General features: G+C 40.7%; 13 protein-coding genes. 9 read left to right on the top strand and 4 right to left on the bottom strand.

Features of this window, described 5'->3' with window-relative positions:
• Nucleotides 1-104: 104 nt before the first annotated feature.
• Nucleotides 105-2,567: a hypothetical protein gene (locus GNF10_RS11605; RefSeq protein ID WP_185607156.1), complete on the bottom strand. Its 2,463-nt coding sequence runs from the start codon at nucleotides 2,565-2,567 to the stop codon at nucleotides 105-107.
• Between the two features lie 966 nt (nucleotides 2,568-3,533).
• Between GNF10_RS11605 and GNF10_RS11600 the strand changes: the two genes are divergently transcribed.
• From GNF10_RS11600 to GNF10_RS11575, 6 genes are all read left to right on the top strand, one after another.
• The gene (locus GNF10_RS11600; RefSeq protein WP_185580942.1) at nucleotides 3,534-4,796 is read left to right on the top strand and encodes an efflux RND transporter periplasmic adaptor subunit; all 1,263 of its coding nucleotides are present in this window, start codon (nucleotides 3,534-3,536) and stop codon (nucleotides 4,794-4,796) included.
• A 14-nt stretch (nucleotides 4,797-4,810) separates the two neighbouring features.
• On the top strand, nucleotides 4,811-8,104 hold the full coding sequence (locus tag GNF10_RS11595; protein WP_185580941.1) for an efflux RND transporter permease subunit: 3,294 nt from the start codon (nucleotides 4,811-4,813) through the stop codon (nucleotides 8,102-8,104).
• Nucleotides 8,105-8,759: 655 nt separating this feature from the next.
• Nucleotides 8,760-11,432 carry a calcium-binding protein gene (locus tag GNF10_RS11590; RefSeq protein ID WP_185583013.1) on the top strand — a complete coding sequence of 891 codons (2,673 nt, stop codon included), beginning with the start codon at nucleotides 8,760-8,762 and terminating at the stop codon, nucleotides 11,430-11,432.
• A 692-nt stretch (nucleotides 11,433-12,124) separates the two neighbouring features.
• Entirely contained in the window at nucleotides 12,125-12,931 is an 807-nt protein-coding gene (locus GNF10_RS11585; RefSeq protein WP_185583011.1) for a hypothetical protein, read from the top strand.
• An 878-nt stretch (nucleotides 12,932-13,809) separates the two neighbouring features.
• A complete protein-coding gene (locus tag GNF10_RS11580; RefSeq protein ID WP_185583009.1) occupies nucleotides 13,810-15,030 on the top strand; it encodes an MFS transporter in 1,221 nt (406 codons plus the stop codon).
• A gap of 151 nt (nucleotides 15,031-15,181) precedes the next feature.
• Entirely contained in the window at nucleotides 15,182-16,243 is a 1,062-nt protein-coding gene (locus GNF10_RS11575; RefSeq protein ID WP_260445844.1) for a hypothetical protein, read from the top strand.
• A 247-nt stretch (nucleotides 16,244-16,490) separates the two neighbouring features.
• On the opposite strand, the gene GNF10_RS11570 is transcribed toward GNF10_RS11575, so the two are convergent.
• Together GNF10_RS11570 and GNF10_RS11565 are read right to left on the bottom strand one after the other, a co-directional pair.
• Nucleotides 16,491-18,539, bottom strand: a complete 2,049-nt coding sequence (locus GNF10_RS11570) for a bluetail domain-containing putative surface protein (RefSeq protein WP_185583007.1) — start codon at nucleotides 18,537-18,539, stop codon at nucleotides 16,491-16,493.
• 384 nt (nucleotides 18,540-18,923) lie between these two features.
• Nucleotides 18,924-20,369: a deoxyribodipyrimidine photo-lyase, 8-HDF type gene (locus tag GNF10_RS11565; RefSeq protein WP_185583005.1), complete on the bottom strand. Its 1,446-nt coding sequence runs from the start codon at nucleotides 20,367-20,369 to the stop codon at nucleotides 18,924-18,926.
• A gap of 212 nt (nucleotides 20,370-20,581) precedes the next feature.
• Between GNF10_RS11565 and GNF10_RS11560 the strand changes: the two genes are divergently transcribed.
• Nucleotides 20,582-21,136, top strand: a complete 555-nt coding sequence (locus GNF10_RS11560) for an acireductone dioxygenase (RefSeq protein WP_185583003.1) — start codon at nucleotides 20,582-20,584, stop codon at nucleotides 21,134-21,136.
• A 124-nt stretch (nucleotides 21,137-21,260) separates the two neighbouring features.
• Nucleotides 21,261-22,031: a DUF4351 domain-containing protein gene (locus GNF10_RS11555; RefSeq protein WP_221643365.1), complete on the top strand. Its 771-nt coding sequence runs from the start codon at nucleotides 21,261-21,263 to the stop codon at nucleotides 22,029-22,031.
• A gap of 11 nt (nucleotides 22,032-22,042) precedes the next feature.
• Here the strand turns inward: GNF10_RS11555 and GNF10_RS11550 are convergent, their stop codons facing one another.
• Complete coding sequence (locus GNF10_RS11550) at nucleotides 22,043-22,840, bottom strand: hypothetical protein (protein ID WP_179071401.1); 798 nt, start codon at nucleotides 22,838-22,840, stop codon at nucleotides 22,043-22,045.
• A gap of 370 nt (nucleotides 22,841-23,210) precedes the next feature.
• Between GNF10_RS11550 and GNF10_RS11545 the strand changes: the two genes are divergently transcribed.
• Nucleotides 23,211-23,657 carry a molybdopterin-binding protein gene (locus tag GNF10_RS11545; RefSeq protein ID WP_185583001.1) on the top strand — a complete coding sequence of 149 codons (447 nt, stop codon included), beginning with the start codon at nucleotides 23,211-23,213 and terminating at the stop codon, nucleotides 23,655-23,657.
• Nucleotides 23,658-23,728 lie beyond the last annotated feature (71 nt).

Below are 23,728 nucleotides of genomic sequence, written 5' to 3'. Positions count from 1 at the left end.
GAATAATATTAATCTTATGTATAGAGAGCTTACAAAATTTATTCTGCTCATCTAGTTTATTGCCACTAAGACTAACTAAAACTTCAATTTAACTTGTTTTTACCTTATTTATGTATTCCTTTTGAATGGTTGGGCTTTCTGATAATGTGCATACCTAAAATTTTTAAAGCACTATTATTATGGCGGATAGTGAGTGATGTTAATTCTTGACCTAACAGATAAAAGCTACCCATAATACTAACCCAATTGTGCAGTCCGTTTTTTGCTCTGTTAAGCGTTATTGTCGCATTCCTTCGATTATTTGCTCCTTTAAGTATTAAAATACCACCAAAATTAAAACTACCCGATGCAATTAATTTACTGCTATTAAGGCTAGCCGTGATATTGGCAAAGGTGTAGCCTAAAAACTTGAGACTTCCGGCAATACTGGCAGAATTATTGATATTACCATTAGTTCCTTTGCTGAGAGTTACTGTAGCGCCGTTGAAAGCTAAAATGCCAAAATTGAAATTACTTGTGGCTTGAAATCCGCTCTCATTCAGGCTAATACCTAACGCGGTGAATTGCTTGCCTAAGAGAGTAACATCGCCTAAACCAAAAACCTTTTTATTAGTTAAATCAAGTTTAAAAATAGGAACATTGAGCTTTATAACATTGCCTAAATTAAGAGCTACATTATTGATTGAAACGTTTTGAGTGTTAAATGATAAAGTGCCGCTACCCAAAGATTGATTAAAAGCAATAATATTTGCTGTTCCTGTTGCGCTTTGATTCTTCAAATTAACTGTGAGGTTCGGAATAGCCAAAATCAAGAAACCTACTAAACTCAGCCGAATATCCCTAAGATTGACACTATTTTGAGTAACATCAAACATAATGCCTGCTAAGGTATTCCCAAAAACTGAAATTGTTCCTAAACCACTACCGTTACCAGATTTTATATTGATACTCAAAGCATCAACATCAATATTCAACAGATTGCCTAAACTTAGATCAAAGTTTTTAAAAGTAGTATTGGTACGGTTAATTTGAAATTCAACATTTGCAATTTCGTTGTCAAAAATTTCTAGATAACCATCTCCCTGAAGATACTGCTCACTAGGCGTTACCTTTAAAGATAAATCTAAACTATCGTCATCTGTTCCCTTAATTTTCAGAAATCCTAAATCAATTTCTAGAACTTTTAATGAACCAGAGATATTATTAAAAGTTTTATCTCCTTGAATAATTAATATTGCTTCATGCCCCCAAGCGTTAAGTTTGCCATTAATTTCTAAACCTTCTAATATAGCTTGAGCCGCAATTATTGTTGGAAAAGGAACATACTTAATTAAAGCATTAATTTTTCCGTCTCCATCCCCATCGATGTTTAAGTTGACTAAGCCTTCTAAAAGCCCTAGTGCTTTCTTAACTAAATCCGTTGAATAACCTACTTGTTTCCTAAGAAAGGAAGCGACTGGCCCCCTCCACAAATCTATTAAGCTAACTGCTTGCTTGGGATTTAAAATTAAAGCTAATCTTTCAGGATCATTAGTGTCGATTAGAAAAGCTACCTCAAGGTCTGTTTTTTCCCATTTCAAATCACCAATGAAGCCGAAGTTATCAAAGTAAGGAGGTAAATATGTTCCGCCTCCTTGAAACCTGATATTGCGAAGTTCAGTTCCTACCAATCCATAGGGATTACACCAAGATTTTTCACCTTGTTGACAAAAGTATGCTGTTAAAGATTCGGGTTCGAGAGAGAGACTACCAGAGAGAAATAACTTAGGTTCTTTTTCTTGGGTGGGATCGTAGCCTTGCAAAATCAAATTTCCAGTTAATCCAAAGTTTGGCTCTAAATCAGCCCCAATATTTAACCCTATGAGCAAGTTATTAAAAATAGCCTTAAATTGTTGCTGGGAAAATAGCTGAATATCGCCTGCAATATTACCTGTTAAGCTAACCTGTCCTGCCGGATTAAAATTAATTATCGCTCCTAAGCACCCAATTCCTAAGCTTCGATGAATAAAACTGCTGAAATTTGTCTGGAGATTATTTAAATCAATGTTTCCAATAAAGTTGAATCCTCTGTTTAAGTTAATGCAACCTAATTTTGAATGTATAAAAGAATGTTCAGCATCAGTGATAATTAGCTCTGGGTTGCTTAATTTTAAATCGTTGACAATAGGAAGTTTACTAGTTATATTGCTAAAAATAAAATATTCATTCAATTTAAATTTTAATGTGGTTTGCTTGCCAAAAAATAATTCAATATCTTGGTTATTTAGTAATCCTTTAAAGCCGAGTTCAAATTTTCGAGAAGTTTTATTAATTTTATATTTTGGTGCAGATATTCTAATTTCATGTTTGCCAAATACTTCAATAATGATTCTATCAATCGCCACATTTATGTATGTAACTGCACTATGAATGCTAAAAATTTTGTCTAAATTTAACTGCAAATCATGGTCGAAATCTAAATAAATTCCTGAACTTGAGGAGAATAAATTTACATCATCAGAAAATCCAAGTTTTAATTTGATAGCATTAGGTAAATTAATTTCTGTTAAATCAATTCTATTAGTCATAAGTTAATTGACGTAAATGTCTTTAACAGATTGTTTAGAGGTTATTTATTTGTCTATAAGAATCATATTTGATTTCTGAAAAAATCTCGGTAGTCTTGTGATGGACTATCTAGGCTAAAATGTTGCAAAAAAATTGTAGGTTGGGGAGCCACTGCGTTGCGCGGGTTTCCCGCGTTGTAGCAAGTGGCGTTGGAGGCTTTGCGTAACCCAATATCCTGATATATGTTGGGTTGCGCTCCGCTCCACCCAACCTACGTCTAATGCACTCTTTTGCGTAGACAGTCCACTACGTGCATTGCAAAAGTCAAATACTAGTCCTATACAATCTAACTGTATTATATACGCCTCCAGAAATCACCATTTTATTACTGTTAGGAATGAAGGCAACTCTCCATACTACTACCAAGTGTCTAACCAGGGTTATCAGCAACTTAGGAGCATAGATTAAATAACGTGTAATTCTGGTTTAGCTGTCTAGAACCATCGCCTCAACTCCGGTAATTGTTTGGTCTGTGAGCCTAAAATTCGTGACTTCATGGTTGAGTAATATCTTTCATCCGTATAATAAATCACTTTACTTAGCTAATTAATACATTGTTAAAATGCTTGGTCAGGTAAAATGCATCGGCTGGATAGCCCTTGAACAAAGCGACCCAGGCATAAAACGAGATTGATGATTTTCAAAAATCTTTTATATCTACCCTACAAAATTAATTATCTCTATCTTTAGTATTTTTTTTAATCCGTCTAACTCACGTAGTATTAATCCAGAGATTTTTTAAAGATAAGTTTACTTGAGCTAAATCCGCTATTCAGACGAAAAATACATCTAAAGGATTAACAAAGTATCTAGACAGATAGAAAATTTACTGCGGCAAAGAAGGAGTTATTAGACTTTCTCAATCCCTTAGCTTGAGATGGAAAACTTATGCAGTCTATAAATTTAGCCGATCAGCATTTTGTTTCATGCTAAAACCTGATTATCTACTTAAATACTTAAGCCTATTGCTCGCAAATCCAGTATTAGTTATCGTACTAATGCTCACAGCATTGACGAGTGGTTGTCAAAAAAACGATCCGGCAGCAAATGCTCAAAGCCCGCCACCATTGCCGGTAAAACTTCAGAGAATTGATGCAGGCACAATCGAAGAAAGTTCCGAGTTTGTTGGATCGTTGGAGGCGCAGCAAAAAGTCACGCTACAGCCCCAAACCCAGGGACGAATCGAATCAATTCTCGTGTCGAGTGGACAGAGGGTGCAGCAGGGTACACCGATCGCGTCTTTGAGTTTAGATCAGGCTCAGGCCAATGTCGCCAGTTCGATCGCGGCTGCTAATTCGGTGCAAGCAGCATTGGGTACTGCTCAAGCAGAGCAACAACAAGCCGAAGCCCAACGCACCAAAGCAGCTGCAAATGTTCAATTGCAACGGACACAATTCAATCGTACTCAACAGTTAGTCACCGAAGGAGCCGTAGCTAGACAAGAATCAGACATTGCTAGAAATAATTTACAAACTGCTCAAGCAGACCTGCAAGCAGCTGAAAAACAAGTAGCAGCATCTAGAGCAGCCGTCCGCCAAGCACAGGCAAATATCCGCCAAGCTCAAGCAAGCACGGCTGCGGCACAAGTTAACCTCGGTTTCAAGCAAGTGGTAGCGCCCATTACTGGCGTAGTCGGTGAATTTCCAGTCAAGGTTGGAGATTATGTCAACATCGGACAAACAATCACCACACTCACACAAAACGATTCACTGGATCTCAATCTTTCTATACCCTCAAATCGATTGCGTCAATTACGAACGAACTTACCTGTTCAGTTAATCGATCCCACAACCCAGCAATTGCTTGGTACTGGCGCAATTAGCTACATTTCCCCAAATGTCAGTTCTAACCAACAGTCAATACTGAGCAAAGCCCGCTTTCGGAATTCACAAGGGCGATTGCGCGATGGACAATACGTTCAAGCTCGCGTGATTTGGAATCGACAACCAGGGATCTTGATTCCCACGGTTGCAATTTCTCGCGTTGGTGGACAAAGTTTTGTGTTTGTTACCGAAAACAGAACCGTAAATGGACAACAGCAGCAAGTTGTGCATCAGCGTTTAGTGCGATTAGGCGACCTTCAAGGCACAAATTATCAAGTTATCGATGGGCTTAAATCTGGCGAAACGATTGTGACTTCTGGCATTCTCAAACTTAGAGAAGGCGCACCAATCCAACCTATATCATAAATCCAGGATAATTTATGATTTTTTCGATCGCAAATACCTTCATCAAACGCCCGGTATTAACTACCGTTTGCACCCTACTGATTCTGATTGTCGGCGGCGTGTGTATTCCGTTGCTGCCGCTTAATTACTTGCCAGATATTGCACCGATTCGCGTTCAAGTCTCAGCTTCCTATACTGGGGCGGATGTGGAAACTGTCGAAACTGCTGTGACAACTACGCTGGAGCGACAAATTAACGGTGTTGAGGGAATGCAGTACATGACCTCGAATAGTTCAGCAGGTAGTAGCCAAATTTCAGTATATTTTGGGGCGCAGACAGATAAAAATATTGCCCAAGTTAACGTCCAAAATCGTCTCGCCCGTGCTACACCTCGCCTACCGACAACGGTGCAACAATTCGGTGTGACAGCACAAACATCTTCTACAAGTATTTTGTTAGTCTATGCTCTTTATCCCGAAAATAATGAGTATGACGCGCTGTTTATTAGTAACTATATCGATCTGAATTTGCGAGATCAACTGCTGAGAACGCCTGGGGTTGGGGATTTAACAATTTTTGGCGAAAAACAATATGCAATGCGGTTGTGGCTCGACCCAAATGCGCTGGCAAGTCGAGGCTTAACTGTGACAGATGTTGCTACGGCATTGCGATCGCAAAATATTCTCGCCGGAGCCGGAACATTAGGTCAATCCCCTATCCCTCCAGGCCAAAGTTATGAAATTCCATTACGAGTCAATGGGCAATTTAAAGATGCGTCAGAGTTTGACAATCTAGTCATTCAAGCTGGAAGTAATGGCAGTTTAGTTAGACTCCAAGATGTGGGTCGTGCAGAACTCGGCTCCGAGACTTACAGCAGCAATGCTAGAAATAATGGTAAGCCGTCGATTGGCATCGCAATTTATCAGTTACCTGGTAGTAACGCCCTGGATGTCTCGAAAAACGTTCAGGCTCAGATGAATGAGTTAATGAAAGACTTTCCACCAGGCTTAAAAGCTGAGATTGTCTATGATACCGTTGGATTTGTGCAAGCGTCACTCGAAGAAGTATTGAAAACACTAGTTGAAGCGATCGCTCTTGTCGTACTAGTGATTTTTCTGTTTCTGCAAAACTGGCGAGCCACAATTATTCCCCTGGTTGCCATTCCCGTTTCACTGATTGGGGCGTTAGCATTCGCTTACGTGTTTAGATTCTCGTTGAATAATTTAACGTTATTTGGCTTAATTTTGGCGACAGGATTAGTTGTAGATGATGCCATTATCGTTGTTGAAGCGATCGCCCGCAAAGTTGAACAGGGAATGCGACCACTGCAAGCATCAGTTGAGGCAATGGATGAACTTACCGGAGCGGTAGTTTCAACGTCGCTGGTATTGATGGCTGTTTTTATCCCGGTGGCATTTTTCCCAGGTTCGACAGGAAAAATGTATCAACAGTTTGCGTTGATTATTGCTTTTTCAATCGCCATATCAACGTTTAATGCCCTTTCCTTTAGTCCGAGTATATCCGCAATTTTGCTCCGCCCACCTCGCCCTGCACGCGGCCCGCTTGGTTGGTTTTTTGGTCGTTTCAATCAAATTTTACAATGGATCATTGAAAAGTATTTAGCGATCGTGAATTTTCTGATTCGCGTTCGTTATGCGGTCATGGGATTATTTGTGGTTGGTTTAGCTGCAACTTATTTCATGTTTACCCATGTTCCCACCGGGTTTGTTCCGAGTGAAGACCAGGGTATTGTCTTAGGTATTATTCAAGGCCCAGATGGAGTTGCCCTCAATTATACCGATCAAGTAATTGAAAAACTCGAACAAATTCTCGAAAAAGAACCAGAGATTAATAACGTTTTTGCCACTTCGGGATTTGGTTTTGCCGGTAGTGGCTCAAATCGCGGTGTGTTCTTTGCAAAACTCAAGCCGTGGGAGGATCGTACTCAACCCGATCAAACGGCCTCTGCAATCTTAGCCCGAATAAATAGGGAATTTGCAACGATTCCAGAAGCTATTATCACCGCAGTCAGTCCCCCACCTATTCAAGGCTTTAGTACGTTAGGAGGATTTGAATTACAGCTAGAAGACCGTACCAACGGAAGACTGACAATTAATGATTTTTTTGCTAACGCTCAAGCGGTGATCGCCCAAGCCAATCAAAAACCGGCGCTCAAAGGCGGCGTTTTTACCCAGTTTACTGCTAGTACACCACAGTTTCAGATTGACTTCGATCGCACTCGTTTAGAAGCACTTAACATCGATTTTCAACAAGCTGTGAACACGCTCGGAGCTGCAATTGGCTCCCAGTATGTTAACGATTTTACTTTGGGACAGCGTAGTTATCGCGTATATGTTCAGGCGGATGCTAACTATCGGCGATCGCCTGATGATATTCGGCGGCTTTATGTGCGATCGGCAAATAACCAAATGGTGCGATTGAGTGAGGTTGCAAAGATTATACCTACTACAGGCCCATCTGTAATTTCCCATTACAACGGCTTCCGCGCGATCGATTTACAAGGTAGAGAAGCATCGGGCTACAGTAGTGGACAGGCAATTCAAGCAATGCAAGAAGCGGTAACTGAAGCAGCAACGCCAGGGGTTGGCAGTGATTGGATTGGTACTGCCCGCGAAGAATTAAGTGCAGGTAACTTGGGGATTTTGATTTTTGGCTTCGGAATCATTATGGTGTTTCTGACGCTAGCTGCTCAGTATGAAAGTTATATTGATCCGACGATTATTTTGTTGACTGTACCATTAGCGTTGTTGGGCGCGTTGAGTGCCTTAGCTTTGCGCGGTTTGGTGAATGATGTCTATGCAAACGTGGCATTGGTAATGCTGATTGGACTAGCATCGAAGAACGCGATTTTGATCGTCGAGTTTGCCAATCAAACCCTTGAAGAAGGTGCGACAATTCGACAAGCAGCCATAACCGCAGCGCAAGAACGGTTTCGACCGATTGTGATGACTTCAAGCGCTTCCTTGCTGGGATTTTTCCCCCTCGTAGTCGCAAGTGGAGCCGGTTCTGCCTCGCGCTGGTCGTTAGGAACAGCCTTATTTGGCGGGCTACTCGTAGCAACGATCTTGAGTTTGCTGATTGTTCCAGTGTTGTATGTAATCATCAAGACTTTGGAAGAACGCTTCTTGAAGAATAAACCTGCTAAACCCTCGCAACCACCATCTCCAGATGGAAACAACGATGGACAATCAAGAACGGTGCCAACTCCAGGCGGAGATGCTGCGCGAACGACGAACGCTCATCAACATTCATCTGTAATTATCAAGCAAAACGCTGATGATAACAGATCCAATGATTCTAGCAATTGAAAAATAAAATAGGGAGTTGGGAGTTAGGAGTTATTATCTTGATCTCCCTCATACTCCTCGTCTCCCCCACTCTGCTTTCTATTACAAGAGGTAATATCAAGTTCAAATAATCACTATATTATTAAAATCTAGAAAATTTATTACAATAGTTTTTTGATAATAACTAATAGCTATAGCAATCCTAAATCAATTTTAAAAAATAGATTAAGCACAATGCGGAATATATCTTGATTAAAAAAACGTATTTTAAGAATTACCCATTGGCAAGATATACCAAATATAGAGAAGTTGAAAAACGACATTTTTCATAGGGGCACAGCATTGTTTGCCACTAAAGAAGGCTTATTCGCTTTTATGAGGACATCTGGAACAGCCTATTTTCGTTATATATCATGATAATGTTGTACAGATAATAAGTTTTGTATCTAATTGGGTTTCAAAAATTGCAACACTTTTGTGTCGGCATGTTTGAGAGCCTTAAAGAGGTTTTAATAATTTCAGAGTGAGCAGTATTTTTATTTCGCCAGAGATATAAAACAGGATTAATTATATTTAGGTTTATTTCATCAGAAATTTATAATTGCAATCATTGTATTATGCGAGTATTACAACGATCAAACAAATTTGATCTGCAAAACTATAAAGGTTATACATTATGTCCATTATTGTTGGTACTCCTAACAATGACTTTTTGGTGGGTACTAGTGGTGACGATCAGATTTCTGGTCGTGCAGGCAATGACAATATCTCCGGTGGCCTTGGAAATGACATCATTGATGGTGGAGAAGGCAATGATACTTTGGCTGGTAATGGCGGTGATGATACATTCAAGGGCAGTCGAGGTAACGACAGCATTGATGGTGGTGATGGCTTTGATACCGCAGACTATAGCAACTTAGGCAAACAAATTACCCTCTCAGGTGTAGGAACAATTACCAAAGCTGGCGGTTTTGGAACAGATACAGTCTTTAAAGTAGATAGGGTAATTGCAGATGCAACTGTTGCCAACAACACTATAGATGCCTCTCAATCTTTGTCTGGAGTCTCTGCCGTTGCTGACTTAGAAGCCCAAACCATCTCTGCTCTCAACGTTCCTGGACTAGGAACATTGACATTTAATGTAGTCAACTTTGACAACGTTATCGGCACGATTAATGATGACACCCTTAAAGGCGACAGCCAAAATAACCAATTAACTGGTCTAGCTGGCAACGACCTGATTGATGGTAGAGGTGGCAACGACCTGATTGATGGTGGAGATGGCAATGATACATTGTTCGGTGGAAATGGCGATGACACCTTTAAGGGTGGTCAGGGTAACGACAACATTGATGGTGGCGCTGGCTTTGATACAGCAGACTACAGCAAATTAGGTAAGACGATTACCCTCTCAGGAGTAGGGACAGTTACTAAAGCTGGTGGATTGGGCCAAGACCAACTCTTGAAAGTAGATAAGGTTATTGCTGATGGCAGCGTTGCCAACAACACTATAGATGCTTCCGCATCTTTAGCTGGGGTAGCTGCTGTTGCTGACTTAGAAGCCCAAACCATCTCTGCTCTTAACGTTCCTGGTTTAGGAACATTGACATTTAATGTAGTCAACTTTGACAACGTTATCGGCACGATTAACGATGACACCCTTAAGGGCGATGGTCAAAATAACCAGTTATCTGGTCTTGCTGGTAATGACCTGATTGATGGTAAAGGTGGCAACGACATCATTGATGGTGGTGAAGGCAGTGATACGTTGTTTGGCGGTAACGGTAATGACACCTTTAAGGGTAGTCAGGGCAATGACTTGATTGATGGTGGAGTTGGTACAGATACCGCAGATTACAGCAAACTAGGTCAAACTATTATCCTCTCAGAAGTAGGGACAGTTACTAAAGGTGGTGGATTAGGACAAGACCAACTATTGAAAGTAGAAAAGATTATTGCTGATTCTACTGTTGCCAATAACACTATAGATGCTTCCGCATCTTTAGCTGGTGTATCAATCACAGTTAACCTACAAAGCCAAACGTTGACAGCTAATAACGTTCCTGGTTTAGGGACATTGCCATTTACTGTAGTTAACTTTGACGATGTAATCGGCACAAATGGAGATGACTTCATTGCTGGCGATAGTCAAAATAATAAATTAACAGGCAATGGCGGCAATGACACATTCAGGGCCAGTCGAGGTAACGACACCATTAATGGTGGTGATGGCTTTGATACCGCAGATTACAGCAGCTTAGGCAAGAAAATTACCCTCTCAGGTGTAGGGACAATTACTAAAGCTGGCGGTTTCGGAACAGATACAGTCTTTAAAGTAGATAGGGTAATCGCTGATGCCAGCATTGCCAACAACACTATAGATGCATCTCAATCTTTGTCTGGGGTAGCTGCCGTTGCTGACTTAGAAGCCGAAACTATCTCTGCACTTAACGTTCCTGGTTTGGGAAATTTAACATTTAATGTAGTTAACTTTGCCAATGTCATCGGCACAATTAACAATGACTCCCTAAAGGGCGACGGCCAAAATAACCAGTTATCTGGTCTGGCTGGGAATGACCTAATTGATGGTAGAGATGGCAATGACCTGATTGATGGTGGAGATGGCAATGACACATTGATAGGTGGTGCAGGCGATGATACTTTCAAGGGCAGTCGGGGTAACGACAGCATTAATGGTGGAGATGGTTTTGATACAGCAGACTACAGCAAACTAGGCAAAGCCATCACCCTATCAGGTGTAGGACAAATCACCAAAGGTGGCGGCTTCGGAACAGACACAGTTTTTAAAGTAGAAACAGTTATTGCTGATGCTAGCGTTGCCAATAACACCATAGATTCCTCTCAATCTGTTGCTGGTGTATCTGTCATCGCTAACTTACAGGATCAAACTATCTCTGCTCTTAACGTTCCTAGTCTGGGGACAATAACATTTAATGTACTCAACTTTGATAATCTCATCGGTACAAATGCAAATGACAGCATTACTGGCGATAGCCAAAATAACCGATTAGAAGGTAAAGATGGTGATGATACTATCTCCGGTGGCTTCGGTAATGACACCATCATCGGTGGAAAAGGTAACGATATTCTCACCGGTGGTTTTGGTGCAGATAAGTTTATCTTCAATAGCTTAAGTGATGGTATTGACATTATCAAAGATTACACCTTTGGTCAGAGTGACGTAATTCAAGTTTCTAAAGCAGGGTTTGGTACTACTAACAGTGGCGACTTTGTGTATGACAACTCTAGTGGTAACTTGTCTTTCTTAGGAAATCAATTCGCCTTCATTGAAAATCTCTCATCCAATGTGAGTATTCAGTTGGTATAAAGTTCTACGGGTTACATCTCCATAACAAGTTAAAGCTTTTTGCTCTTTGTTGTGGATTTGTTGTGGAAGCACTGACTATTAGTTTACACATAACAAATTGAGAGTGGTACAGACACGAGTAATTGTCTTTGTACCCCAGGATAAAAGTTATGTTGCAAAAATATAATGAGGTTGGGCTGGTAAAAGTATGAATTGTATCAACTCTCACCAGCTAGCCCTCAAAAAGTTTGGTTATTCAGTACTTTATATGCTAAATCAATCTGCTAGAAACCTGAAAATATTGCTGTACGCCAAAAGCAAGCGTTATCTTTTAAAATTTACGCTTTTCTAGTATTTAGGTATTCGAAGCTCGATTTTAAAGCCAAATTTTGATGCTTAACTAATAATTTGGTGCAAAAAATACTGGATAAACAAAAGTTTTTGCAGCATAACCATTGAATACGATTGAATACGGCAGTTGCTTTAACTCTCTTGACCCAATACACTAGGGCAAACGCATCTAAGGTATAATAATCCTTTAAGATTAAGGAGTTTAGCCTTTGATAATTTAGGCTATTCTCTCGTTAATAGCCTTACATACCAGGGTATTCATAAATGTGATACGTTTGCTATGAACAATATACTGTTTAATTTTTGGTGTTGAATTATTCTGTTTTAATGATATTATTCTACAAAATTAAGGAGTGAGCTTGGTGCAATTTACAATCAATCCATTATTCAACAAGTTGTCTGTAAAATATTTAACCGTAATTACAGCTATAGTCACAATTCTCCCATTACCAGTTAATGCAGCTACATTTTTAGTAACGGAACGCGCTAGTTTAGAAGGCAACGATCAAGTAAATTGGGGAAGTTTGGGTAAAGTATTCAATCCCTCTGCCCCTGACTTTTCTGCTTTTTTACCTAATTTTTTCTCAACAGCATCCCAAGGTGGTTTAGGGTTAGATATAAATATAGCTCCAACTAATAATCCTCAGGTTACTCCACCGTTTGTTTTTCAAACTTTACCTTCCCCTGGAATTCGGAGTAACTTCGCTTCAGGTGATTTTATTCTCTTTGGAGGTATAGATCCAACAGGTTTTATCCCTCTTCCTCCTGGTACTCCTGATCCTGGTACTAAGGGTAACGGTGAACCTTTAACAATTAGTTTTGCCCAGCCTGTTTTTGGCGCTGGGGCTCAGATAGCTATAGACAGTAGTAAATTGGAAATTGAAACTTTTCTCAACGCTTTTGATAGTACCAATAACCTATTGGCTAGTTTCTCAGTTCCAAATATTTCGTCCTTAGCATTAGATAATTCGGCAGTGTTCTTGGGAGTTCGTAGTGACACTCCAAACATCTCACGACTAGTTTTTAGTAGTTCTGCTCCCCAATTCGGCTTGGCTATCAATCAGGTAAGCATTCTTGCAGTTCCCGAATCGACTTATACCTTGGCGATATTAGCTTTTGGTGTTTCTGGTGCTGTTTTGAAGCTACGCCAACGTAACTTAGCCAAATAATTAATTCTAATTCGTAGTTTGGAAGAGGGTACAGTAGCCCACACCAAAATCTCTGATTAGGTGGCCTGCAACATCCTCTTTCCGAGGCACTTTGAGTAGTAAAATCCCCGTAGCAATGGGTACGTGGACTGGCTTTCTCGTGTCGCTATCAGTGATTAGTCTAGAGCTAAGAATATTTCTGAATCAGAAATTACCAGATCAGTTAAAACAGTCATTTTCCCATTAGGGAATCACAACTAACTTAATAGATCAGGGCGATCGCACGGGATTTCTGAAATTCCTGCTGTATAAGGATATTGATGAAAAATAGGCTAACTCAAAAAAAGCCAAAACTCTTGCTATTAAAGGATTCTTATACTTTAGATGCCTTTACCCTGCTTAGTAGGTCGATCGGGTAATTTATTTTACAGAAATCATCTAGCACTGATTGTAATTACGAATGATGTTAGCAATACTCGTTAACGTCACGATCAATATGACTTATTTTGATGCTCACACAGCATCGAAATAGCTCGTGATTAAAGAAGTTTGAAGTTCTAGACATACTCCAACTTCTATCAGACGTAAGTTCCGCAACATTTTGATCTTCAGCCAAATTAAAGTCAATGTCATACAAAGAAGTAGAACACATCATAGAAGCCAAGATACAAAAAGCTATACGGAAGCACGAGATCGTAGTTGCTTTTATTAGTAGTATTACTGGCTTAATTTTCATAATGGGTTTATTCCACGCTATTTCGCTCAACCACGCTCAAATACACGCATTTTGCTTGAACTGATTACTGATTGCATTCAATGGGTCTTTACGATTGAGCATTCCTTGTTGTGCATAAAACCAATCCAAGTTACATATATTTTTTAAAAAAGGGAATTGCACTATGGAGAGCAAAAATAATAGCAAGCCTATATTGGTTTTATTTTTGACTGTATTTATAGACCTGCTGGGCTTCGGAATTATTCTGCCGATACTGCCTTTGTATGCTGAACAATTCGGCGCAAAACCTAACGAAGCCACTCTACTTGTAGCTATTTATTCTTTAATGCAGTTCTTGTTTGCACCATTATGGGGCAGATTTAGCGATCGCTACGGTCGTCGTCCGGTTTTATTACTGACCTTATTCGGTTCTGTAATAGCATACACAGGCTTAGGCTTTGCTAACTCATTATGGATGTTGTTTCTTGCTCGTAGTCTTGCGGGGATTATGGCAGGGAATATTAGTACTGCTCAGGCATACATCGCAGATATTACCACGCCAGCTAATCGAGCCCGTGGTATGGGCATAATCGGAGCAGCTTTTGGTCTTGGCTTCATTCTCGGCCCAGCTATTGGAGGTCTTCTCATCGGGTCAGATCCAGATAACGCTAACTTTCATTTACCGTCGTTGTTCTCAGGTGGATTATCTTTATTTGCATTGCTTTGTGCTTTGACGTTACTTCCTGAATCTCTAAATTCTGAAACTAAAGCCAAAATGCAAGCTAATCGCCACCGCCGGCGACGGCTGAACTTATTACAACTGTCACAGCGTCCACAGTTTTGTGTGCTTGTAGGTATCTACTTTTTTGTTACCTTTGCAGTTGCAGCTATGGACTCTACATTAGCTTTATGGTCTAAGCAGCAATTAAACTGGGGCCCTCAACAAACTAGTTATCTTTTTGCTTTCATGGGGATTGTTAGCACAATCGTTCAAGGAGGACTAATCGGATTCCTCAAGAAAAACTTTGGTGAAATCAAATTACTTACCTTGGGGATATTAGGTTTAGGTTTAGGATTACTGCTAATTGGATTCTCACAAAGCTTAAGTTTATTGTTGGTCGCTACTACACTTGTGGCATGGGGAATTAGTGTTAGTCAACCAATATTGAATAGCCTAATTTCCCAAATGACAGCCCCAGAAGAGCAAGGACAAATATTAGGAATTGCCAGTTCTTGTTCTGCCTTAGCACGCATTGGTGGGCCAATTTGGGCAGGGATTAGTTTTATGAAATTTGGGAGTGATTCTCCTTTTTTGAGCGGATTTTTAGTAATGATTGTAGCTTTATTTCTTAGTTTACGAGTTACTAAAAGTGCATCTGAATCAAACAAAGAACGTATAGCCTGACAATCCAAGTCTTAAAGGATCTAAAGTTATTGCTGATGTATCTAAAACTTTAGATACTCCTAAATCCTCCTTAAAAAGGAGGACTTTGAGAAGGTTATTCTCCCCTTGTTATTAAACATTACGAATTACGTTAGCGCAGCGTTAGCGAGTCTTGCCTACGGCACGCCAAGGGCGAACGAGCGTCATTACGAATTACGAACTACGAATTACGAACTACGAACTACGAATTAATAATATGACAGGTCGCCGAGTATTATTTTTAGGCATCTTTGTAAGCATCCTCCTAACTTACGCAATTTGGATCGGTGGGAGCATTCCTGCAAGCATCATCAAACTTCCTGACCAAGGATTAAACTGGTACTACTGGAAGCTTCCCCAACCAACCTTTTGGAGTCGAGCAACGGCTTGGGGTATGTACATTGGGCATCAGTTTAGCATCTGGGCGTGTATCTTGTGGGCGCAGCGATCGCAGTTGAAATACAAATCAGCCCTGCACCCGATAAATTACCTCATGCTTGCCATCAATGGTATATTTATCGCTTTACACTTCCTCCAGACCTATATTTGGTACGATGCTCTCGCTCAAGACACTTCAATTTGGGCTTCTCAAGGTGCAGTTGTACTGTTACTAGTGTTCGTACTGATTTTAGAAACGCCTCGACGCGGTTTGTTTTTTGGCAATTCTGTTCCATTCCATCAACAGTTTTTGCAAATTATCAAGCTGTACCACGGCTATTTTTTCTCCTTTGCCGCAATCTACACCTTTTGGTATCATCCAATGGAAGCGACTATCGGGCATTTAATAGGTTTTCTCTATATGTTCTTGCTTCTGCTCCAATCGTCGTTGATATTTAACCGAACTCATATCAACCGTTGGTGGACATTCACTTTGGAAATTACAGTGGTTTTACATAGTGTAGTTGTATCATTAATGCTAGGACAAAGCAAGTGGCCCACATTCCTCTTTGGTTTTCTTGGCATTTTAATACTTACCCAACTCCACGGTTTACCTGTGGGTATTTTGACTAAACGTACTATATACGGAGCCTTTTTAGTTAGTGTACTCGCCGTTTATGGACTGACTGAACGCGGCTTGGGCAGAATTTACGAAGTAGCCTATATTCCTCTGATTGAGTTTGGGCTGGTTGGCGCAATTTACTTAATCTTCCTGCTCATCTTATGGACAATTTCTCGCGTACCTGTGAAGACGTAATTTAATGTCCGTCAAAATAATTTGAGATATCTCCCAAAATTAATTATGCGTTACCTAAAACCCTTGTAGACCCACATTTCTCACAAGCTTGAGGGGCAGAGGTGCAGAACTCACTACAACTTCTTTCTCCCCTGCTCCCCTGCACAAGGCTCTATCGAAATGTGGTGAGAAATCCGGGGTAGAGAGCTTGCAATGCAACGCCTCTACAAGGGTTTTTACTCCTATGTCTAATACCTTTGCCAAAACCTTAGACAACTGCTAAATTATTCAAGCTGCCTTTGTAGCCACTAATCTCAATCACAGCATCCGTGAGGGCAGAGAATCCATTAGTATTATCGTTGAGTGCCAGAAAAGTCTGCTGATTATTGCCTGTACCAAGGGTAAAAGTTGCCGCACCTTTAGCGACAAAATTAGTGACAGTCAATATCTGTTGTACATCTGAGAGATTTAGACTCGCAACTTTGCCAAGTTGAACTAAATTAGCAGCGCTAACTGCATACAGCCCATCAATTTTATCTTCAGAAATATTCAAATCAGTAATTTTATCAAAGGTAGACAGCAGTGAATCACTCAGGCTGTTAAACACAAATTTATCAGCGCCACAACCGCCTGTGAGAAGATCGCGCCCAGCGCCACCATTGAGAATGTCATTACCATTACCACCAACTAGCTTGTCATTTCCGGCTAATCCAAGGAGTTTATCGTTGCCGTTTTTGCCAGAAATTTGATCGTTACCAGCCCTACCACTGAGTTCATCTGCACCATTACCACCGTTTAAGGTAATGTTTGGCACGTTTCCGTTTGTGGTGGTTTTGCTGATTAATTGACCATTGGTATCATACAGATAAGTGGCAACTGCATCAGTAATACCATCACTATTTTTGTCAATATCTGCGGAAATTAGTTTGCCATTGCGATCGTAGTTGAAAGTGGTAATGTCGTCAGGGATGCGATCGCTATTTTTGTCAGCAATCTGTGCAGCGAGTTTGCCGTTAGCGTCGTAACTGTAAGCGGTGACTTCATCAAAGATGCCATCATTATTTTTGTCAATTTTTTGTGATGTCAGCTTGCCGCTAAAATCGTAGCTGTAGATGCCAACTGCATCAATTACACCATCATTGTTGAAGTCATAGCTAGCGGATGCGCGTCCATAAGTAGAAGTTGTGACAGAATCAACTTTGCCATCGCCGTTGAAGTCACTGCTTATAGATGTCTCGTTACCCTTGGCATCATAAGTATAGGTATAGACAAAATCAACTTTGCCGTCGCCGTTGTTGTCACTGCTAAAAGATGTCTGGTTGCCCTTGGCATCATAAGTATAGGTATCGACAGAATCAACTTTACCGTCGCCGTTGTCGTCACTGCTTATCGATGTCCGGTTGCCCTTGGCATCATAAGTAAAGGTTTGGGCATAATCAACTTTGCCGTCGCCGTTGTCGTCACTGCTTATAGATGTCTGGTTGCCCTTGGCATCATAAGTAAAGGTTTGGACAAAATCAACTTTGCCGTCGCCGTCGTCACTGCTCGTGGATGTCTGGTTGCCCTTGGCATCATAAGTAAAGGTTTGGACAGAATCAACTTTGCCGTCGCCGTTGAAGTCATAGATGATGGATGTCTGGTTGCCCTTGGCATTATAAGTATAGGTTTGAACAGAATCAACTTTGCCGTCGCCGTTGTAGTCAAAACTATAGGATGTCCGGTTGCCCTTGGCATCATAAGTATAGGTATCGACAGAATCAACTTTGCCGTCGCCGTTGTAGTCACTGCTTATAGATGTCTGGTTGCCCTTGGCATCATAAGTATAGGTTTGAACAGAATCAACTTTGCCGTCGCCGTTGCCGTCAATGCTTATAGATGTCAGGTTGCCCTTGGCATCATAAGTAAAGGTTTGGACATAATCAACTTTGCCGTCGCCGTTGCTGTCATAGCTAAAAGATGTCAGGTTGTCCTTGGCATCATAAGTAGAGGTTTGGACATAATCAACTTTGCCGTCGCCGTTGTTGTCAGTGCTTAAGGATGTCTCGTTGCCCTTGGCATCATAAGTATAGGTATAGAAAGAATCAACTTTGCCGTCGCCGTTGCCGTCACTGCTATAGGATGTCCGGTTGCCCTTGGCATCATAAGTATAGGTTTGGACATAATCAACTTTGCCGTCGCCGTTGGTGTCACTGCTTGTGTATGTCAGATCATAGCGGTAGGTAATAACTGAGTCTACTATCCCATCACTGTTGTTGTCTGTCCTCTCAGATATCACTTTGCGATCGGCATCGTAAGTGTAAGTTGTGGTTGAGGTCATAAATTAGTTTTCCTTATCTGTTTTATTAGAGTTATTTACTCTAGTGCTACTTAGTCTAGAGAAATACAAAATTTTAATTTAAAAATTATTGAGAGTTTATTTAAAATTCATATTTGCTGAACTTCAATAAAGTTACTGTAAATTCTAGACCTATAGCGATGCCTACGGCAACCTGCACTAACGCATTAAAGAGAGAATTATTAACGGGCAACAGAGTGTTTTAGGTGGGAGCTAAATCCGCACCCACAACAACCAATTACATAATGAATTAGACCATCATCAGAACTAAGAGTTATGAACCTTCTAGCCTCTGCCTTCTTCAATTATTGGAAATGCTTGACAATCCAATATCAACCTTAAATAAACATTAGAAAACTCACTATTTTACTCACCATTACTAATATTTTTTTGTTGTTGATAAAGCTGTTTAAATTGCTGTTGTTGGATTTTATGATCTACAATTGGGTCAGGATAGCCAACAGCATGACGTTCTAAAGGTGGAATTTTACCAGTAACTAAATATTCTGTATCTACAGACCGCAATTCTGACACCCATTGCCGAATATATTCCCCTTCTGGATCAAATTTTTGTGTTTGACTAGCTGGGTTGAAAATTCGCACAGGTTTAGGGTCCATACCACTAGAAGCACTCCATTGCCAACCGCCATTGTTAGCAGATAAATCACCATCAATCAGGTGCTTCATAAAGTATTTTTCTCCTAATTGCGGATTAATTAGCAAGTCTTTGGTGAGGAAACTAGCAACAATCATTCGACAACGGTTGTGCATCCAGCCACTTTCATTCATCTGGCGCATTGCTGCATCCACAATCGGGTAGCCAGTTCTTCCTTCACACCAAGCTTGGAAATGTTCTTCATTAGTTTCCCAAGGAAAGTTCTTAAAGATGTCGCGGAAAGCACCATCAGCTAATTCCGGGAAGTTATACATTGCGTGTTGATAAAACTCCCGCCAGGCTAATTCCTGTTGCCATGTGCGAATATTAACTGCTGTTTCCTCACTGCGACTATTTTCTAGTGCTTCGATGGTGGCTTGCCAAACGGTGCGAATGCCAATTACGCCAAATTTTAATGCTGCACTTAGTTGTGATGTTCCATCAACTGCGGGAAAATTTCTCTGTTCTTGGTATTCAGTAATAGCTTTATTAGTAAATTCTTCTAATCGTTCTTGTGCTGCCGCTTCTCCTGGTGAAATAATTAATTGTTCATCCCAAATAAATCCTAAATCTTTTGCTGAAGGTAGTACGATCGCTCCTGCAAGTTTGGCAATTTCCTGTTCGGCTTTCGTTAATCCCTCAATATTTTGTAGTGTTTCTACGGGTTGAGCCTTCGGTTTAGTAATCCAATTTTTCCAGAAGGGGGTATAAACTGTATAAGGACTGTTACTACCCGTGCGGATCTCATCTGGGGAATTGAGGATTTGATCCCAGTTTTGATTAAGAAACTCAATACCTTTTTCTTTGAGGGCATTTATAACGGTGCGATCGCGTTCTTGTGAATAAGGTTCTACATCCCAATTCCAAAAAACAGCTTTGGCATTTATTGCCTCTGCTAAAGCTGGTATAGCTTGTACAGGATCGGCGTGTAGTATTAACAATTGGCTACCAACTTGAGCATATCGCTCTTGGAGTTTCTGCAAACAGCCAATCATATAAGTTACTCTCACAGGAGCAACATCATCCCGTTCTAAAATATGCGGATCGAGACAAAACACGCCCACCACCTTCGGACTCCGCCGTTTTGCCGCAGCCAGCCCCGTATTGTCAGAAATGCGTAAATCGCGCCGATGCCAAAACAGAATTAAGTCAGACATTCTATGCTGTATATAGTTCACCCGTACTAGCTTAGATGCTAGTGGTACCAATGAACATCATTCTGACGATAAATTATATTCTGTAAATGGGCATTGGGCATTGGGAAGAATTTATTCCCCATTCCCCATTCCCCGGTTTGTCAGTCGGGAATAGTGGCTTTTAGCTCAAAGATAGAGTATACTTTTCTTAACAGTTAATTAGTCTTTTTGTCATGGCTAACCTACTACTTGACGACGGTACGATTGAGAGCGATTTAGGCGAAATAGCTCGTGAACTTGGGCCTTTTGGCATTCAACTCAGACACTACGATCCAGGAACATCGCTACTCTTCCCTAATCTGTTAAGCCAGGACGTTTTAACTGAGTCGGAGAAACGTTATTGTGTAGAACTCCATAACAGCGTTTTTGAATTTCTTCAGCAAGAAAATGGCGCTATCTGGTGTGACTTGTTAAATGTGCATCCAGGTTCCTTTAATCTTCACCATCTGATAGCAACCTACGGCCGTTACCATACTCATCCTGCACCTGAACCCCTCTACGTGTTGGCAGGAGAAATGATCTATGGCTTCGTGCGGCCTGATGGCAGTCAGGTACAGCTTTTAGTTCAAGCACAAGACTATCTTTACATCCCCGCCGACGTTGAGCATTGGTGCAGCCCAACTGCATCGTTGAATTTCAAAGCAATACGCTATTTTGCGATCGCCGAGGGTTGGGTTCCCAATTATACAGGTACTCAAGTTAGCGATTCACTCAACAAGCCAGGTTAAAGCTCAATTTTATGAACGGAAACTGTGATATTTCTTACTTAATGCTTTAACTATAAACTCAATATCCATCGATAACGTTTGCCGCTATCTTTCAGAACAGTATCCCGAAAACTTTGCCACCTGGTTGTTAGGTAGAACCCCAGCAGACGTTAAAGACCTCAAAACTGAGTTGAGTGTTGAGCCAGTTAGAGCAGACTGCATTATTTTGCTAAATCCCCAAGAAGAGATTCTCCACCTAGAGTTCCAAGTTGCACCTGTATCAATCCCGCCAATGCCGATTCGGATGTTAGACTACTACGCGAGGCTGCGTCGGCAATACAGTTTTTATCCTATTGAACAGGTTGTCATCTACCTCAAAGAAACCACTACAAACGCAGTTTTTATCGAACAATTTACTGATACTAATACAGTTCATCGCTTCCGAGCGATTCGGATTTGGGAGCAAGACCCCGCTCCTTTGCTAGCGTCTGTTGGTCTTTTACCTTTGGCGGTTTTAGCGCGAACAGATTCCCCTGAATCCTTGCTCTCTCAAGTTGCTGCTCAGGTAGATATGATTGAAGAACCCAGCCAACAACGAAATATCTCAGCCTGTACTCAGTTGCTTGCAGGGTTAAAATATAACAACAATGTCATCAAAAGCCTTTTGCGGGAGGAGCTTATGCAGGAATCTGTGGTCTATCAAAGAATTATTAGACAAGGAATTGAGCAGGGGAAACGAGAAGAGGCGTTGTCAGTAGTCATGCGCCTACTTCCTCGGCGAATTGGTATAGTTGCTCCAGAATTGCGTAGGCAGATTGAAGATTTGTCTCTGACTCAATTAGAAGATTTAAGTGAGGCGCTATTAGATTTCTCCACATCAGCCGACTTGACACAATGGTTAAATAATGTTGTATAAAGCTGACTACTTCACTCAACTTCCTCACAGAGAATTAACAGCGTTTCCATCGCCTCTGCTAGAGAAATCAACTCTGTCCAAGAGGAGCCACTAACTAGATTTTGGGCATGAGCTAATCGGTTTCGCAACTGTTCCGCAGACTTTAAAAAGCGTTCACCAAACCGTTTGGATTTTAATCCCAGTTGCTGGAGAAGTTCTGGCTGATTTAAAATCAACTCTCGCTTATCACAGAATTGCAGATAATCTAACAAATCCGTAGCTTCGTTTCTTTCCTGACTCTCTCGCCATAACCGTTGAGCAACTTCTAAACGTTCAGGTTTGAGGACTTTTTGCCAAGAATCTTGAGGATAGTAAATCCGCACCAGGCGCAGCAAATTCATTTCTAGGAGCGTTACCAAGCCAAACAGCAGCATTCGCGCGGGTGCTTTCTGCAAGTCGCCACAGGTAATAATACCACTTACCTGATTGCAGTCCAAGACAAACAATCGCGGAGTTTGTTGCAGGATGGGTAGCAACTTGATCAGTGGGGTGGAAATGGCTATTAGTTCTTTGGGATGAAACACCCGTTGATAGTCGCCACACTTACCTTCTTTGCCTTGAATCAAAGTAGAGCGTTCTACATAACCGCTGATAATATCTCCTGTCTCAACGCCGATAACATCAAAATTTTGTGCCTGCATCCAATGCAGCACTTCTGTCACCTCCGCATTAGCTGGCATAGCTTTGAGGGGTTCTGCCACATATTCAATGGTGATATTGTTCTCAAATAAACTCCGCAGGTCTTGAGAACGCGATTTTAGGTGTTTCATCCTCCGGTTGTGAACTCACGTTAGATAATCCTAGGGCACTCACGCGATGTCTGCGACGGTCTACGCCTACGCCAGTGGAATTTTCTGCCAGATTACCCCTGCAATCGCTATCTCGACAAATACCATAGATTAATATCATACTATCCTAGTTGGTATAAAGATAGTGATGCTTAGACATTTTCAAGTAACAAAATATTTTACAACTACAAAAAAATAAATATTTATGTAGTTATTTGGATCAAATTAGTTGATTAATTTTGCTAAAAATGCCAAAAATTATCGCAAAAAAATGTTATTACTAAAACGACATATCGAATTGATAGTTGGTAGAATTTTACCAAGATAACCAAAATTGATAAATAATATTATTATGCCAAGAAAAGAACAAGGATGGGTTACATTTCAAACCTCAGAGGACGAGCGGAAGATTCTAGAGGAGTTTTGCGAACAGTCTCAACGCACCAAGACTGAGATTTTGCGAGAACTTGTGCGTAGTCTCACTCAACACTCTTCAGCCGCCGTATTACCACCACCTCAGCAGGAAAAACGGGAAGATATCTACTATACTCAAAAGCCTGACATAGAAAGTACTATTCCCAAGAAATCACTAAAAGTTAGCTCTCGTAATATTCTTAAAGGTGTTGTTAAACGAGTTGTTTATGGAGCAGTTAATAGTGAGGTAACTCTGGAAATTATTCATAAAGTAGAATTAACCTCAATTATCACCAGAGCTTCGGCAGAAGAGTTAGAACTATCTGAGGGAAAAGAAGCTTATGCAGTGATTAAGTCGAACGATATTGTCATTGCTAGAGAGTGACATGACTCCGGGCTGAAGCCTCGGGGCATCTAAGAATCACTTCTTAGTTTTCCTAGTTTTTAAACCCATTT

Source organism: Nostoc sp. UCD121, assembly GCF_014222285.1.
In the GTDB taxonomy this organism is placed as follows: domain Bacteria; phylum Cyanobacteriota; class Cyanobacteriia; order Cyanobacteriales; family Nostocaceae; genus Nostoc.
Note: the sequence above shows the minus strand (reverse complement) of the source record. Positions and strands in the feature narration are given on the sequence as shown.

Coding starts and splice junctions, on each gene's coding strand:
- GNF10_RS11605 (WP_185607156.1), bottom strand. CDS start 2,567: ATGACTAATAGAATTGATTTAACAGAAATTAATTTACCTAATGCTATC.
- GNF10_RS11600 (WP_185580942.1), top strand. CDS start 3,534: ATGCTAAAACCTGATTATCTACTTAAATACTTAAGCCTATTGCTCGCA.
- GNF10_RS11595 (WP_185580941.1), top strand. CDS start 4,811: ATGATTTTTTCGATCGCAAATACCTTCATCAAACGCCCGGTATTAACT.
- GNF10_RS11590 (WP_185583013.1), top strand. CDS start 8,760: ATGTCCATTATTGTTGGTACTCCTAACAATGACTTTTTGGTGGGTACT.
- GNF10_RS11580 (WP_185583009.1), top strand. CDS start 13,810: ATGGAGAGCAAAAATAATAGCAAGCCTATATTGGTTTTATTTTTGACT.
- GNF10_RS11570 (WP_185583007.1), bottom strand. CDS start 18,539: ATGACCTCAACCACAACTTACACTTACGATGCCGATCGCAAAGTGATA.
- GNF10_RS11565 (WP_185583005.1), bottom strand. CDS start 20,369: ATGTCTGACTTAATTCTGTTTTGGCATCGGCGCGATTTACGCATTTCT.
- GNF10_RS11560 (WP_185583003.1), top strand. CDS start 20,582: ATGGCTAACCTACTACTTGACGACGGTACGATTGAGAGCGATTTAGGC.
- GNF10_RS11550 (WP_179071401.1), bottom strand. CDS start 22,840: ATGAAACACCTAAAATCGCGTTCTCAAGACCTGCGGAGTTTATTTGAG.
- GNF10_RS11545 (WP_185583001.1), top strand. CDS start 23,211: ATGCCAAGAAAAGAACAAGGATGGGTTACATTTCAAACCTCAGAGGAC.